12 protein-coding genes are annotated in these 14,682 nt (G+C 64.4%); 8 read left to right on the top strand and 4 right to left on the bottom strand.

The window, feature by feature from the left end; all coding sequences use genetic code 11:
• From NKH17_RS01230 to NKH17_RS01210, 5 genes are all read left to right on the top strand, one after another.
• Window positions 1-1,122, top strand: coding sequence for an ATP phosphoribosyltransferase regulatory subunit (locus NKH17_RS01230; RefSeq protein WP_352898001.1), 1,122 nt, complete (start codon window positions 1-3; stop codon window positions 1,120-1,122).
• Window positions 1,119-1,820 carry an ATP phosphoribosyltransferase gene (hisG, locus tag NKH17_RS01225; RefSeq protein ID WP_352823566.1) on the top strand — a complete coding sequence of 234 codons (702 nt, stop codon included), beginning with the start codon at window positions 1,119-1,121 and terminating at the stop codon, window positions 1,818-1,820. The genes NKH17_RS01230 and hisG overlap by 4 nt, the downstream gene beginning before the upstream one ends.
• Window positions 1,821-2,216: 396 nt before the next feature.
• Complete coding sequence (locus NKH17_RS01220) at window positions 2,217-3,983, top strand: AMP-binding protein (RefSeq protein ID WP_352897999.1); 1,767 nt, start codon at window positions 2,217-2,219, stop codon at window positions 3,981-3,983.
• Window positions 3,984-4,044: 61 nt separating this feature from the next.
• Entirely contained in the window at window positions 4,045-4,266 is a 222-nt protein-coding gene (locus tag NKH17_RS01215; RefSeq protein WP_254819326.1) for a cysteine rich repeat-containing protein, read from the top strand.
• Between the two features lie 403 nt (window positions 4,267-4,669).
• The gene (locus tag NKH17_RS01210) at window positions 4,670-5,773 is read left to right on the top strand and encodes a calcium:cation antiporter (protein ID WP_352897997.1); all 1,104 of its coding nucleotides are present in this window, start codon (window positions 4,670-4,672) and stop codon (window positions 5,771-5,773) included.
• Window positions 5,774-5,870: 97 nt separating this feature from the next.
• On the opposite strand, the gene NKH17_RS01205 is transcribed toward NKH17_RS01210, so the two are convergent.
• Together NKH17_RS01205 and NKH17_RS01200 are read right to left on the bottom strand one after the other, a co-directional pair.
• Window positions 5,871-6,575: a hypothetical protein gene (locus NKH17_RS01205; RefSeq protein ID WP_352897995.1), complete on the bottom strand. Its 705-nt coding sequence runs from the start codon at window positions 6,573-6,575 to the stop codon at window positions 5,871-5,873.
• 27 nt (window positions 6,576-6,602) lie between these two features.
• Window positions 6,603-7,736, bottom strand: coding sequence for a coiled-coil domain-containing protein (locus tag NKH17_RS01200; RefSeq protein WP_352897994.1), 1,134 nt, complete (start codon window positions 7,734-7,736; stop codon window positions 6,603-6,605).
• A gap of 612 nt (window positions 7,737-8,348) precedes the next feature.
• On the opposite strand from NKH17_RS01200, the gene NKH17_RS01195 reads away from it, so the two are divergent.
• Window positions 8,349-8,951 (top strand): cupin domain-containing protein, encoded by a 603-nt coding sequence (locus tag NKH17_RS01195; RefSeq protein ID WP_352897991.1) that lies wholly within the window; start codon window positions 8,349-8,351, stop codon window positions 8,949-8,951.
• A 67-nt stretch (window positions 8,952-9,018) separates the two neighbouring features.
• Here NKH17_RS01195 and NKH17_RS01190 read toward each other — a convergent pair whose 3' ends face one another.
• Window positions 9,019-9,927, bottom strand: coding sequence for a hydrogen peroxide-inducible genes activator (locus NKH17_RS01190; protein WP_352897988.1), 909 nt, complete (start codon window positions 9,925-9,927; stop codon window positions 9,019-9,021).
• A 149-nt stretch (window positions 9,928-10,076) separates the two neighbouring features.
• Here NKH17_RS01190 and katG point away from each other — a divergent pair, with 149 nt between their 5' ends.
• Window positions 10,077-12,275 carry a catalase/peroxidase HPI gene (katG, locus tag NKH17_RS01185; protein WP_352897986.1) on the top strand — a complete coding sequence of 733 codons (2,199 nt, stop codon included), beginning with the start codon at window positions 10,077-10,079 and terminating at the stop codon, window positions 12,273-12,275.
• A gap of 81 nt (window positions 12,276-12,356) precedes the next feature.
• Here katG and NKH17_RS01180 read toward each other — a convergent pair whose 3' ends face one another.
• Window positions 12,357-13,034 (bottom strand): MIP/aquaporin family protein, encoded by a 678-nt coding sequence (locus NKH17_RS01180; protein ID WP_254819333.1) that lies wholly within the window; start codon window positions 13,032-13,034, stop codon window positions 12,357-12,359.
• A gap of 345 nt (window positions 13,035-13,379) precedes the next feature.
• Between NKH17_RS01180 and NKH17_RS01175 the strand changes: the two genes are divergently transcribed.
• Complete coding sequence (locus NKH17_RS01175; RefSeq protein WP_352897984.1) at window positions 13,380-14,669, top strand: RsmB/NOP family class I SAM-dependent RNA methyltransferase; 1,290 nt, start codon at window positions 13,380-13,382, stop codon at window positions 14,667-14,669.
• Window positions 14,670-14,682 lie beyond the last annotated feature (13 nt).

Raw genomic sequence — 14,682 nt, 5'->3', positions numbered from 1 at the left:
ATGACCTCCCGCTACCCCGCCGTCGCATCCGACATCACCAAGCTCTTCGCCGCGCGCAACACCCATGCGGTCGAAGTCGCCGTGCTTCAGCCGGCCGACCCGTTCCTCGACATGGCCGGCGAGGATTTGCGCCGTCGCATCTTTCTCACCGAGAGCGAGACCGGGCAGACGCTTTGCCTGCGGCCGGAATTCACCATTCCGGTTTGCCTCGACCACATTGCTAGCCAGGCGGGCACGCCGCGCCGCTATTCCTATCTCGGCGAGGTGTTTCGCCAGCGCCGCGAGGGCGGCAACGAATTCTTCCAGGCCGGTATCGAGGACCTCGGCGACCGCGACACCGCCGCCGCCGACGCCCGCTCGCTGGCCGATGCGCATGCGCTGCTCTCGTTGGCGCTGCCCGGCCGCGAGTTGGTGGTCACGCTCGGCGACCAGACCATTTTCGAGGCGGTGCTGGCAGCGCTTGGCCTGCCGCGCGGCTGGCGCATGCGGCTGGCGCGCGCCTTCGGCTCGGCGGCGATGCTGGAGGCAGCCCTTGCCGACCTCGCCAATCCGCCGCGCAACAGCCAGCTCGCCGGCGCGGTCGCCGCCCTTGTCCTTGATGGCGATCTGGACGCTCTTTCGGCGCATATCGCCGGCGGCATGGAAGAGGCCGGCCTGTCGGCAACGGCCGGGCGTTCGCCCTCCGAAATCGCGCGGCGCCTGGTCGAGAAGGCCGAATTGCGCAGCGTGCGGCTGTCGAACGAGGCATTTGCGGCGCTGAAGGGGTTTCTGGCGATCGACGTGCCGCTCGACAGCGCCGCCGGGGCGCTCGAAAGCTTTGCCGCCGATGCCGGCCTTTCGCTGGGCGCCGCGCTGGACAATTTTGCCGCCCGCGCGGCGGCCATCGCAAGCCTCGGCCTGCCGATGTCTGAAATCCGCTACGACGCCGCCTTCGGCCGCCCGCTCGATTACTACACCGGCCTGGTCTTCGAGATCGCGGCGCAGGATGGCGACCGGCCGCTGGCCGGTGGTGGCCGCTACGACCGGCTGCTGACGCTGCTCGGCGCAAAAACGCCGATCCCCGGCGTCGGCTTTTCCGTCTGGCTCGACCGCATCGAGGCGCTGCGGGAGAAGGCGCCATGATCACGCTGGCGCTGCCGTCGAAGGGCCGGCTCAAGGAGCAGGCGCTGGAGGTGCTGGCCAAGGCCGGGCTTGCCGTCAGCCTGCCCGGCGATGAGCGCAAATACCGCGCCCGTATCGATGGCATGGACGGCGTCGAGATAGCGTTCCTGTCGGCCTCCGAGATCGCGGGCGAAATCGGCCAGGGCTCGGTCGATCTCGGCATCACCGGCGAGGATCTGCTGCGCGAAAACCTTGCCGATTGCGAGGCGCGCGCCGAAATCATCGCCCGCCTCGGTTTCGGCAATGCCGATGTCGTCGTCGCCGTGCCCGACATCTGGCTCGATGTCGACACGATGGCCGATCTCGACGACGTGGCCGCCGACTTCCGCCAGCGCCATGGCCGGCGGCTCAGGATCGCCACCAAATACTGGCGCCTGACCCAGCAGTTCTTTTCGCAAAAGCACGGCATCCAGGTCTATCGCATCGTCGAAAGCCTGGGCGCCACCGAAGGCGCGCCGGCGGCCGGATTGGCCGATATCGTCGTCGACATCACCACGTCAGGCTCGACGCTGCGCGCCAACCATCTCAAGGTGCTGGCCGATGGGCTCATCCTGCGCTCGCAGGCCTGTCTCGTCGCGTCGCGGAAGGCGCGCGCGGCGGCGGACGAGGCCGTGCTGCGCGATATTGCGGGCAGGATGGTGTCGGTGAACGCAGGCTGACGCCGCCGATCTCCCCCCTTGAGGGGGAGATGTCGCCGAAGGCGACAGAGGGGGTCGGTACGTCTTCACGCGACTCTCCTGACCGACAGAACAGGCTGGAGCTCCACGCGCGGCGCCCCCCTGGCCTGCCGGCCATCTCCCCCTCGAGGGGGGAGATAAGCAGCTGCGCCGACCCGAAGCAATTTCCTGACATACAGCAATTTTGTTCTTGCTTTGTGCCGGCAGCTATGCTACTAATCTCGCTATGGTGCCAATTGGCCCTGAAGACCCGCCCGCCGAGGCGGGTTTTTTGTTTTTGGCCCTGACAGGCGAGTTCCAGCGCAAGCCCCACCATCGACGGGATTTCCACCACCCCGCCGGGCTGATAGGCTCGGCTGGTCTGCGGAGGACACGGCGATGCCGATCAATCTCGACGAGTTGAAGAATGCCACCAGCCTGCGCGGCAAGCGCGATGGCGGCTCGTTCATTGCGCCGGTCGACGGCACGGCGCATGTCTCGGGCGAGCGCAGCGTGCCGCTGCTCAACCTGACGATCCCGGCGCTGTTTGCCGATACGGTCAGCAAATACGGCACGCTCGATGCCGCCGTCTTCGTCGAGCAGGACAAGCGTTTTACCTGGGAAGAGCTATCGGAGACCGTCGATGCGCTCGCCGCCGGCTTCCTGGCGCTCGGCCTCGAGAAAGGCGATCGCGTCGGCATCTGGTCGCCGAACCGCTGGGAATGGCTGGTGACGCAATTCGCCACCGCCCGCATCGGCCTGATCCTGGTCAACATCAACCCGGCCTACCGGCTGGTCGAGCTGGAATATGCCTTGAACAAGGTGGCTTGCCGAGCGCTCGTCACCGCCGCCAAGTTCAGGAGTTCCGACTATCTCGGCATGATCGAGACGCTGGCGCCGGAGATCGCCACGGCCACCCCCGGCAAGCTCGACGCCAGCAGACTGCCGGCGTTGAAGATCGTCATCCGCATGGACGAGGAGAGTTCGCCGGGCATGTTCAATTTCGCCGATGTGCTGGCGATGGCCGGGCGCGACGAGCATGACCGGCTCGACCGCATTTCCGACGGGCTGAAACCGGACGACGCCATCAATATCCAGTTCACCTCAGGCACGACCGGCGCGCCGAAAGGCGCAACGCTGACCCACAACAACATCGTCAACAACGGCAATTTCGTAACTTCGGCAATCAGGCTCACCGTCGACGACCTGCTGTGCATCCCGGTGCCGCTCTACCACTGCTTCGGCATGTCGATGGGCACGATGGGCTGCGTCACCCAGGGCGCGACCATGGTTTTCCCGAGCGAGGGGTTCGATGCCGGCGCCACGCTGAAGGCGGTGGCAACCGAACGCTGCACCGCGCTTTACGGCGTGCCGACGATGTTCGTCGGCCTGCTCGACCACCCGGAGTTCGCCTCCTTCGATCTCACCAGCCTGCGCACCGGCATCATGGCCGGCTCGCCATGCCCGATCGAGGTGATGAAGAAGGTGGTGTCGCTGATGCATATGGCCGAGGTGACCATTGCCTACGGCATGACCGAGACCAGCCCGGTGTCGTTCCAGAGCAGCGTCGACGACCCCCTGGAAAAGCGCGTCTCGACCGTCGGCCGCGTCCATCCGCATGTCGAGGTCAAGGCCATCGACGCCGAAGGCGCCACCGTCGCGGTCGGCACGCCTGGCGAGCTCTGCACGCGCGGCTATTCGGTGATGAAGGGCTATTGGGACGACGAGGCAAAGACCCGCGAGGCCATCGACGCGGAGGGCTGGATGCACACCGGCGACCTCGCCACCATCGACGCAGACGGCTATTGCAACATCGTCGGCCGGGTCAAGGACATGGTCATCCGCGGCGGCGAGAACGTCTATCCGCGCGAGGTCGAGGAATTCCTCTATCGCCACCCCAAGATCAAGGAGGTGCAGGTGTTCGGCATTCCCGACCCGAAATACGGCGAGGAGCTGTGCGCCTGGATCGTGCTGAAGCCCGGCCAGATCACCACCGAGCAGGAGATCAAGGCCTTCTGCGCCGGCCAGATCGCCCATTTCAAGATCCCGCGCTACATCCGCTTCCGCACCGAATTGCCGATGACGGTGACCGGCAAGCCGCAGAAATTCCTGATGCGCCAGGCGATGATCGATGAACTGGGATTGGTGACGCAGAAGACGGCTTGAGAAGGCTTGCGTCTACGCGTGACGGAGGCGTTGTTTGGGCAACATATTGAGGGGGTGTTCCATGCGGATTGGGTTAGGCGTGCTTTTCCTGGCAACGCAGCTGGCAGCGACCGCGGCGCTGGCGCAGACGGCGGCCGAGCGTGAGGCCTGCCAGGCAGATTACCAGAGATTGTGCAAGGGCGTGCTGCCGGGCGGTGGCCGCGTCGTCAAATGCCTGGCCGGTCACATGAGCGAGCTGACGCCCGAATGCAGGAAGGTCGTCAAGGCCAACACGCCCGGCTAGCGTGCGAGCTTCCCTGCGGATGACATGATGTTTCGGACCAGGGGACAGGCGAGGTGTGCGGGGGCAGGAGGATTCTTGCGAAGAGGACCCCCACCCCTGACTCTCCCCACAAGGGGGAGGGGGACTTTCGGTGGTGCCGACCTTTGCAAAATTGCCTGCATTTCGTCGCCAAAAGGAAAGCAAGGGCGCGCGGCAGCGTTCCCTCCCCCTTGTGGGGAGGGTTAGGGTGGGGGTCCATTTTCGCAAGACTCCAAATGCGATTGCCTTCCCCTTGAAGGGGTAGGTACGCTGCGATGGGGCTCGTCATGACCTGTCATATGCGATTCCTCTGGATGGTCGCGGTGCGCAACAGTGGTTGCAAATCGCCCTTCCAGGGGATTCGCGGGAAGGCAAAACGGTGACAATGAGTGGTTTCGCAAGATCGGCGGTTTCCTACGGCATGCCGTTGGCCGCGCTGGCGATGGCTGTCGCGGTCAGGGCCAGCGGGGTGTCGGTGGACGAAGGGTCGCTGGGTACCAGGATATTTATCGGCGCGCTGTCGAGCGCGATCATGTTCATCACCATTTTTGTGGTGCTCGACCACGCCGAGGCGGTGGCCCGGCGGGTAGGCGAGCCGTACGGCACGTTGGTGCTGACCATCGCCGTGACCGCAATCGAAGTGTCGATCATCGTTTCCATCATGCTGCATGGCGCGAACAACCCGACGCTTGCACGCGAATCCGTGTTCTCGACGGTGATGATCACCTCCACCGGCGTCGTCGGCATGTGCCTGACGTTTGGCGGCTGGCGCCATCGCAAGCAGGCGATCGTGCGCCAAGGCACAAGCGCCTATCTGGCGGTTCTGGTCGCGCTGAGCGTCATGACGCTCATTCTGCCGACCTACACGCGAACCACCGATCCCGGCACGTTCTCGGCAGCTCAGCTTGGCTTCGTCAGCGTGCTTTCGGTGCTGCTGTATGCCGGTTTTCTGTTCGCGCAGACTGTCCGCCACCGCGACGATTTCATCGACGCACAAGCGCACGGCGCCACAGTGCGAACCGACGCTAACGAAAGCCTCGCCGCCGGCGCTATTCTCCTGCTGATCGGGCTGATCGGCATTGTCATGCTGGCCGAGCAAGTCGCGGCAAGCGTCGAAGATGCGCTCATTGCCTATGAGGTGCCGCAGGCCGATGCCATTGTCGGCGCGATGATCGCCGGGCTGGTGTTGATGCCGGAGGCGATTTCGGCGGTCCGTGCCGCACTCAGCAACGAACTGCAGCGCGGCCTGAACGTCGCCATGGGTTCGGCCTGCGCGACGATCGGCCTGACAATACCGGGCATAGCCGCCGCCAGCCTGCTCACCGGAAGAGGGCTGACCCTGGGGCTGCCGGCGACCGACACGGTGCTTTTGGTCCTGGCGCTTTTCATCTGCAATGTGAGCTTTAGCACGGAGAGAACGACGTTCCTGACCGGGCTGGTGCACCTTGTGGTGTTTTTTACCTGGGTGTTTTTGATATTTGTGCCGTGAGGGGGTGGGAGGCGCAGATGGGCTAGAACGCCGCCTTGTAGATGGCGAAGCGGATCGTACCGCTGTCGGCGTGCAGCGCTGTCAATCAGGCTTGGTGCTATATTATTGCAGTGACCCTGCCCGACGCATCGAGGCGACAACTGACTTGCGCCTGCCGGACTTCGATGCCGCCTTCTCTTGCGTAGTCTATTCGCACCTCGATCGGCGCCGTGAGTGCACCCCGAAGTTGACGCAAGGCGCCTGCGCTTGCCGCGTGGACACGGACGGCGCCCAGCGGCGTCGCAGCGGCCATGATCGCCGCGCGGCAGGCTCGCACGACCGCAATCGGCGTACCGGGTCTCGGTGTCAGTGGCCCCAGAGATCCAAAGGGATATCCCTCGGTGAAGTCACCCTCACCGGCTTTGGAAGGCCTGAGGACGGGTGGCAGCACGATGGATTGCCTGGCGGTCTTCGCAGAGGCAGGGGCCGACGCTGCAGTCGAACTGTCGGGTGCGGTAGCCGCCTCGTTTTCGGCGGACGGATCGTCGCCCACACTGGCATTTGTGCTTGTGTCACCAACGTTGCCGCTGGCACCAACGCCTGCGTCGACTGATCCGTCATCTGCACCGACCGAAGCTCCAAGATTTGCTCCGCCTACGCCGTCGACGCTCGTGCCCGCCCCGACAGATACGCCTTGCGAACCGGCGCTCACTCCAGCACCGACCCCGACACCGCCGGCCCTACCGCCCACGCCTGCTTCAAGTGCCGAGGCAGGCCCAATTGTAGTCCCGATCACCAAGGCGGCTGCGACATACTTGTTCATAGTCGTCTCCCCTGCGGCTTTCGCTCACTAGTCTTCACTCGCGCGGCTCGAGCTTTTTGATGGCCGGGTTGGAAGCAATGCTGCGGGAAGAGGTATGGTTGCCAGCAGAGCAGTTTGCGGCGACTTTTGGACCTTCACTCTCTGTTTTTCCGGCAAGCCCGGTTTACGGGCTGGTTTGGCGCCCGAACGCGATAACCTACTTGCAAGTGCACTCGCGGGGGTACGTGTTTTCGGCGCGCGCTCCACAGCCGCAGTCCGACGCTTACCCTTGACGGTATCAATTGCCTCACGCGCCGCACTGAGGCTGCGGGCTAGGCCGATAGCCCTTTCACGCTCTTGGTCGAGCGCCGCACTCAATGCTACCGAATTCTGCTTTAAAGCATCGCGCTCCTGGCGAACAATATCGAGGTCACGTACAGCTGAATCTGCTCGTTCGCGTCCCCGTTCGAGTCTTTCTCGAACCTGCTTTAGAGCGGCCTCGGCCACCTGTCGGTCCCTTATGGCGTTGGCCTGCTCGACGGCTGCCAGATTTGCGCCTGTCTTCAGAGCATCGATAGTTTGGCGAGCCGTGGCAAGTTCTTGTTCCAGGAGCTCAACCTTGTGCCGCTCGTCATCAAGCGCTCGCTTCGCAGCAAGCTGGGAGGCTTCCATAGAGGGGTGCGCGCCAAGCGCGGTGGCCTGCTCGCTGTTCCAGAGACTGGCTTCAGCCCTGTAGCTTTCGATAACGCGCTGCGCCGTATCCAGATCGAGCGCGAGCGCTTCGTCTGTTCGCTGCTGCTCTTTTAGGGCTTGTGCTTGCTGAGCCGCCGTGTCTGCCAGCACGTGTGCCTGGGCGCTTAGCTCACGTATGCTGCGCTGCATGACGTTTAGCTCCGCTCGTGCTGCGGCCAATTCGCGGCGTAAAGCCTCCTCATGCTCGCCGAGCGGCGGTTGCGCGCCCTCCTTGAGTGCCTGTGTTTCGCTGAGCACCAGCTCTCTGGATATATGGGATCCGAGCGCGCTCGGTTGTGGCTTGCCCGGTTCTTTGTCGACCTTGGTATGTTCGGAAACCACGACCGACGAGCTGTCGTTAGCTATGGCCGCTGGCGCTTCGGACGCCAACTGACCATTTGCCGGAGATGCCAACAGCAGAACGAGGCATAACGGAATGAGGGACGACACGCCGTTACACCCCCTGCCGCTTATCTCGTGAGGTAAAATCAAGGGCCGTCGTTTAATGAAGGTGAAGTCACAGCGGAGACATTTTGACCTGGTACTCTGCACATGATTCATCACTGAACCTCACCGATCGCAGCCCTCACCGCTATTGTATTCTCCACTTACTGCACGCCGCGGCGCCGTGGATGCCGCACCAAAAAGATCAATGCTAGTGAAGCACCCTCGGCAACGCCAAAGCACGGAATTGCGCGCAAAGGCTGGTTCGTATTTCCTTAGTTGTCATCATTCGAACAAACGGAACTTTCGGCTTTCGGCATGACCATCTTCTCTACCTAACGGCTGTGATGCGGCGCAAAGCAGCCATTCAGGCTGCGAAGGTCGACTTCGGGTCAACACCAAACCTTTCGCTGGATGGTGCGGCGCACCCGCCAGCACCGCCGCCTCCAACCCGCGGATGATCTTCGCCGGCTTGATACATTCGTCGTGCGGGACCTTGTCGCGGCACGACGCCCGCCATGACCGCCGCACCGTTCGCAGATCTCTGCCGCCAGCGGAACCGACCGGCATCCAACCGGTTAATCGGCATGAAGCTTCCACCAACCCCAAGGGCGCACCATGAGCATCCTGCAAACCACCAAGAAAGCCCTCGAGCAGGTCACCGGCATCGCCAGGCCGGACAGGCGAGAGGTTGCCGACCTCCTGAGGCCGCGCAAACCAAACGCGTTTCGGTTCAGCGATGATGGCCTGGTGCCCAACCATCCGTTCTGGCCGCTTGTCGTCTATCGCGGCGCTGTGAAGCTGCCCGAAGACTTCGATCCGGCGGCCGTCATGGAGGCGCTTTTCGAAGCAAATGGCTGGGGCGATAGCTGGCGCAATGGCATCTACGGTTACGTTCATTACCATTCGCGCATCCACGAGGTGCTGGGCGTTGCGCGCGGCACGGCCAAGGTCCGCTTTGGCGGCAGCAAGGGGCGAACGCTGTCGCTGAAGGCCGGCGACGTCGCGGTGCTTCCGGCCGGCACCGGGCACCAGCGTCTTTCCGCATCCGACGATTTTCTGGTCGTCGGCGCCTATCCTCCATCCGGCACCTATGACCTGTGTACGACCGCTGCCGATCATGACAGGGCGGTCGTCACGATCCCCAGGGTCGGCCGGCCGCGCAAGGACCCTGTCTACGGAAGCAAAGGCCCGTTGCTCGCAGCCTGGGAAAAAGGTTGAAGTCGTCCCTTTCGAAGGGGGGCCTGCGGGTCCGCTTCGGGGCTAACCGGATCCAACATCCGCCGCTCTACGCCGCCAGCACCGCCGCATCCAGCCCGCGGATGATCTTGGCCAGTTCGACACATTCGTCGTGGCGCACCTTGTTGCGCCGCCAAGCGAGGCAGATCGTGCGCTGCGGCATCGGCTCCTGGAACGGCACGATCTTCAGGTCGCGCATGGCGCTCGCCGGCCCTGCCGCCATTTCCGGGATGAGCGTGACGCCGAGCCCGTGCGCCACCATCTGTAAGAGCGTCGTCAGGCTGGTCGCGCCGTAGCTTGCCATCGCCACCGGCCGCACGCTGCCGCAGACGGCGAGCGCCTGTTCGCGCAGGCAATGGCCTTCCTCCAGCAGCATCAGCCTTTCCAGCGCGGGGCTTTCCGGCGGCACCGGCGGTGAGGCGAAGGCGGGGTCGCCGGCCGGCACGGCCAGGAAGAACCGGTCCGAGAAAAGTTCTTCGGTGACCAGGCCCGGGTAATCGAGGGGCAGTGCCGCGACGAAGGCGTCGAGCTTTCCCGAGTTGGTGTCGTCGACCAGCGACGCGGTCACCGCCTCGCGCAATTCGAGCTGCAATGCCGGGAAATGCCGTTTCAGCTCCGGCAGCACATGCGGCAGCAGATAGGGCGCCACCGTCGGGATGATGCCGAGGCGGAAGCGGCCTTCCAGCGCCGGGCGGCCGCGCCGGGCCGTCGCCTCGACGTCGCGGACGTCGGCAAGGATGCGCTCGATGCGCGGCAGCAAGCCCTGCGCCTCGTCGGTCATGCGCACCGCCTTGCCGCCGCGCTCGAACAGACGGCAATTGAGCCTCAGCTCCATCTCGGCGATCTGTGCGGACAGCGCCGGCTGGCTGACGCCAGCGAGCTTGGCGGCGCGGCCGAAATGCAGCGTCTGCGCCAGCGCCTCGAAATAATGCATCTGCCGGACGGTCAAACCGATCATAAGAAAAACCTATCAGAATAAACAGCAAAGGCAATTTGTCTTTATCGGCCGAGCAGGCTAGTCTGGAACCATTCCAGGATGGCGCGGCTCGCTGGCCCTGCCCGGAAAATCAACAAAATCCCGGAAAAATCAACAAATCGGAGGCAAAGATGGACGCGAAAACCGACGACAACAGCGCCGGCAAATGCCCGGTCCCACATGGATCGGCCAGGAGGAGCAACCGCGACTGGTGGCCAAACCAGCTCGACCTTGGCGTCCTCCACCAGCAGTCCAGCCTCTCGGATCCGATGGACGAGGACTTCGATTACGCCAAGGAATTCAAGAGCCTCGATCTCGATGCGGTGATCAGGGATCTGCACCAGGTGATGACCGATTCGCAGGATTGGTGGCCGGCCGATTTCGGCCACTACGGCCCGCTCTTCATCCGCATGGCCTGGCACAGCGCTGGCACCTATCGCATCGGCGACGGCCGTGGCGGCGCCGGCGCAGGTCAGCAGCGTTTCGCGCCGCTCAACAGCTGGCCGGACAACGCCAATCTCGACAAGGCGCGCCGGCTGCTGTGGCCGGTCAAGCAGAAATACGGCAGGAAGATCTCCTGGGCCGACCTGTTGATCCTCACCGGCAACGTCGCGCTGGAATCGATGGGCTTCAAGACCTTCGGCTTCGCCGGCGGCCGCGCCGACGTCTGGGAGCCCGAGCAGGACGTGGACTGGGGATCGGAAACCAAGTGGCTCGCCGACGAGCGCTATTCCGGCGACCGCGAACTTCACGGCCATCTCGGCGCCGTGCAGATGGGGCTGATCTACGTCAACCCGGAAGGGCCGAACGGCACGCCCGATCCATTGGCTGCGGCGCGCGACATCCGCGAAACCTTCGCTCGCATGGCCATGAACGATGAGGAAACCGTGGCGCTCATCGCCGGCGGTCACACCTTCGGCAAGACCCACGGCGCCGGTGATGCATCGCTGGTCGGCCCGGAGCCGGAAGGCGCCGGCATCGAGGCGCAGGGCCTCGGCTGGTCGAGCAAGCACGCCACCGGCATTGCCGGTGACGCCATCACCTCGGGCCTCGAGGTGACCTGGACCACGACGCCGACCAAATGGAGCAACAACTTCTTCGACAATCTGTTCAACTACGAATGGGAGCTGACCAAGAGCCCGGCCGGCGCCCATCAGTGGACGCCCAAGGGCGGCGCCGGTGCAGGCACCGTGCCGGACGCGCACGATCCGTCGAAGCGTCGCGCCCCGGCGATGCTGACCACCGACCTCGCTTTGCGCGTCGACCCGGCCTATGAGAAGATCTCGCGGCGCTTCCATCAGAATCCTGATCAGTTCGCCGATGCCTTCGCCCGCGCCTGGTTCAAGCTGACCCATCGCGACATGGGTCCGGCCGTCCGCTATCTCGGCCCGCTCGTGCCGAAGGAAGAGCTGATCTGGCAGGATCCGATACCGCCAGTCGACCACGAACTGGTCAGCGAGCAGGATATCGCCTCGCTGAAGGCGAAGATCCTGGCCTCCGGCCTGTCCGTCTCAGAACTGGTCTCGACCGCCTGGGCCTCGGCCTCGACTTTCCGAGGCTCCGACAAGCGTGGCGGCGCCAACGGCGCCCGCATCCGCCTGGCGCCGCAGAAGGATTGGGAGGTCAACCAGCCGGCGCAACTGGCCAAGGTGCTCGAAAAGCTCGAAGGCATCCAGAGCGAGTTCAACGCAGCGCAGTTCGGCGGCAAGAAGATCTCGCTTGCCGACCTTATCGTCCTCGGCGGCGTAGCGGCGATCGAGAAGGCGGCGAAAGACGGCGGCCATGAGGTGGGGGTGCCGTTCACGCCAGGCCGCATGGACGCCTCGCAGGAACAGACGGATGTCCAGTCCTTCGCCGCGCTCGAGCCGAAAATCGATGGCTTCCGCAATTATGTCAGGGGCAAGCCGCCGATGTCGGTCGAAGCGATGCTGGTCGATCGGGCGCAGCTGCTGACCTTGACGGCGCCGGAGATGACGGTGCTCGTTGGCGGGTTGCGGGTGCTCGGCGCCAACACCGGTCAGTCGAAGCACGGGGTGTTCACCGACAGGCCGGGCACGTTGACCAACGATTTCTTCGTCAACCTGCTCTCCATGAACACTGTCTGGGATCCGGCGGCCGGCTCCGATGAAGTCTACGAAGCGCGCGACCGCAAGACCAGGGCGGTCAAGTGGACCGGCACCCGCGCGGACCTGATCTTCGGCTCGCATGCGCAGCTGCGGGCGCTGGCCGAGGTCTACGGGTCGGCGGACGCCGGGCAGAAGTTCGTCAGGGATTTCGTCGCGGCGTGGACCAAGGTGATGAACGCCGACCGTTTTGACCTCGCGGCCTGATCCGGGCATACGAATTTCTCGACGCAACAAAAAAAGGCGCGGGCCTCGACCCGCGCCTTTTTTCGTTGGGCTTCCGAAAAGTCAGTCCTTCTCGAAGATACCGGCCTTGGCAACCACGCCGGCAATGGCGCCGCCGATCAGCGGCGCGACGATGAACAGCCACAGCTGGCCGATCGCCGCAGTTCCCGAAAACAGCGCCGGTCCGATCGAACGGGCCGGGTTGAGCGATGTGCCGGTCACCGGGATGATGGCGAAGTGCAGGCCGGCCAGCGTCAGGCCGATTACGAGGCCGGCGAAGGCCGTGGTGTGCTTGGCGTTGGTGACGCCGAGGATCACCGTGACGAAGGTGAAAGTGCCGATCAGCTCCCACAGCAAGGCCGAGCTGACGCCCCATTTCGTCACATCCCAGCCATTGGCGCCGAAGCCGCCGGTGTGGCCGCCGACCTGTCCGGAGACGATGATCCACAGTGCCAGCGACGCGATGATGGCGCCGATGACCTGCGCGATCCAATAGGGAATGACATCCCTGGCCGGCATCCGCCCGGCGAGGAATACACCGAGCGTCACCGCCGGATTGAGGTGCGCGCCCGAAATCGGGCCGATCGCATAGGCCGCCGCGATCAGGCCGATGCCGAACGCCAGACCGATACCTTCCTGGCCAAGCGGCAGCGCGCCGCCGAAGCCGCCCGTCACCACCGAAGCCGTGCCGATGAACACCAATAGAAACGTGCCTAGAACTTCCGCCAGATAAGTCTTCATTGCCCTCTCCTCGTATCGACCCGCGGCTCCGCCTTTTCTGCGACGCGAATCACCGCGCAAAGAGTATTCGCAACCGGAAAACTTGGAAAGCAGAGCAGTTTCGCAAGCTGCTATGCTTGTGAGCGCCAGACATGCACATTAGAGACTTGTAATATATTGATCGAATTGTTTAGTTACGCATGCCGGCGCCCGCTTGGTGGCGGCGGCTCGCGATGCACCAACCCACACTCGTCACCCCTTGCATGGATTGTCTCGCCGTCGGGGAAACAGAACTGTTTCAATCAGGACACGAAAAGCTCTAAGAGCAGGGCCGGATTTTGTTTTGCTGAGTAATGGAAGACGACAATGAGACTGGGCGGGCGGCTGGCGGCAGCCATTGAAGTGCTTGACGACATTGGCCGGCGCCACCGTCCGGTTGCCGATGCGCTGAAGGACTGGGGCCTGTCGCACCGCTTCGCAGGTGGCGGCGACCGCGCCGCGATCGGCAACATCGTCTACGACGCGCTGCGTCGCAAGCGCTCGGCCGGCTGGCTGCTCGGCGAGGACACGCCGCGCGCCATCGGCTTCGGCGCGCTGCTGCTCGAATGGGGCCAGACGGCGCAGTCGCTGAACGAGGCGCTCGAGGGCGACAAGTTCGCGCCGCCGCTGCTTACCGCCGACGAACTGGCAACGCTCGGCGGTCGCCGGCTCGCCGATGCGCCGCCGGCTGTCAGGGCAGACATCCCCGACTGGTGCATGCCGCTGTTCGAGCGCGCGTTCGGCACGGCCTGGGTGGAAGAGGGTGCCGCGCTGGCGACACGCCCGCCGCTCGACCTCAGGGTTAATACGCTTAAGGCCGATCGCGGCAAGGTGCTGGCCGAGTTGGCGGAGACCGGCGCCAAGCCTGCGCGGATCGCGCCGCACGGCATCCGCATCCCGCCGATCGAAGGCGACGGCAGGCATCCGAACGTGCAGGCCGAACCGGCCTTCCAGAAAGGCTGGTTCGAGGTTCAGGACGAGGGTTCGCAGATTGCGGCCGAACTGGCCGGCGCCGAACCTGGAATGCAGGTGCTCGATTTTTGCGCCGGCGCCGGCGGCAAGACGCTGGCGCTGTCCGCGGCGATGGACAATCGCGGCCAGATCTTCGCCCACGACGCCGAGAAGGCCAGGCTGGCGCCGATCTTCGACCGCATCCGCCGCTCGGAAAACCGCAATGTGCAGATCGTCACCAGGCCGGCCGAACTCGCGCCCCTCGGCAGGCATATGGACATCGTCCTGATCGATGCGCCCTGCACCGGCAGCGGCACGTGGCGGCGCCGGCCGGATGCCAAATGGCGGCTGACACAGAGGCAGCTCGACGCGCGCAAGGGCGAGCAGGAGACGATACTCGATGCCGCCAGCGACTTCGTCAAACCCGGCGGCCTGCTGGTCTACATCACCTGTTCGGTGTTCGACGAGGAAAATGGCGACCAGGTTTCGGCGTTCCGGGACCGCCATCCCGGTTTTGTCCCTGTCGATCACCGCCAGCTTTGGGACAGCCGTTTTGCGGGCCACGAAGCGGCCATGCGGATAGGCGCTGCGGGCGGCATTTCGCTGTCACCGTTGCTGAGCGGCACCGACGGTTTCTATTTCTGTGCGCTGCGCCGCGCCGGCTGAGCCATTGCCATGG

Origin of the sequence: Mesorhizobium sp. M1334, assembly GCF_040317995.1 — a bacterium.
Taxonomy (GTDB): domain Bacteria; phylum Pseudomonadota; class Alphaproteobacteria; order Rhizobiales; family Rhizobiaceae; genus Mesorhizobium.
This window is presented reverse-complemented; position numbering and strand designations above follow the sequence as displayed.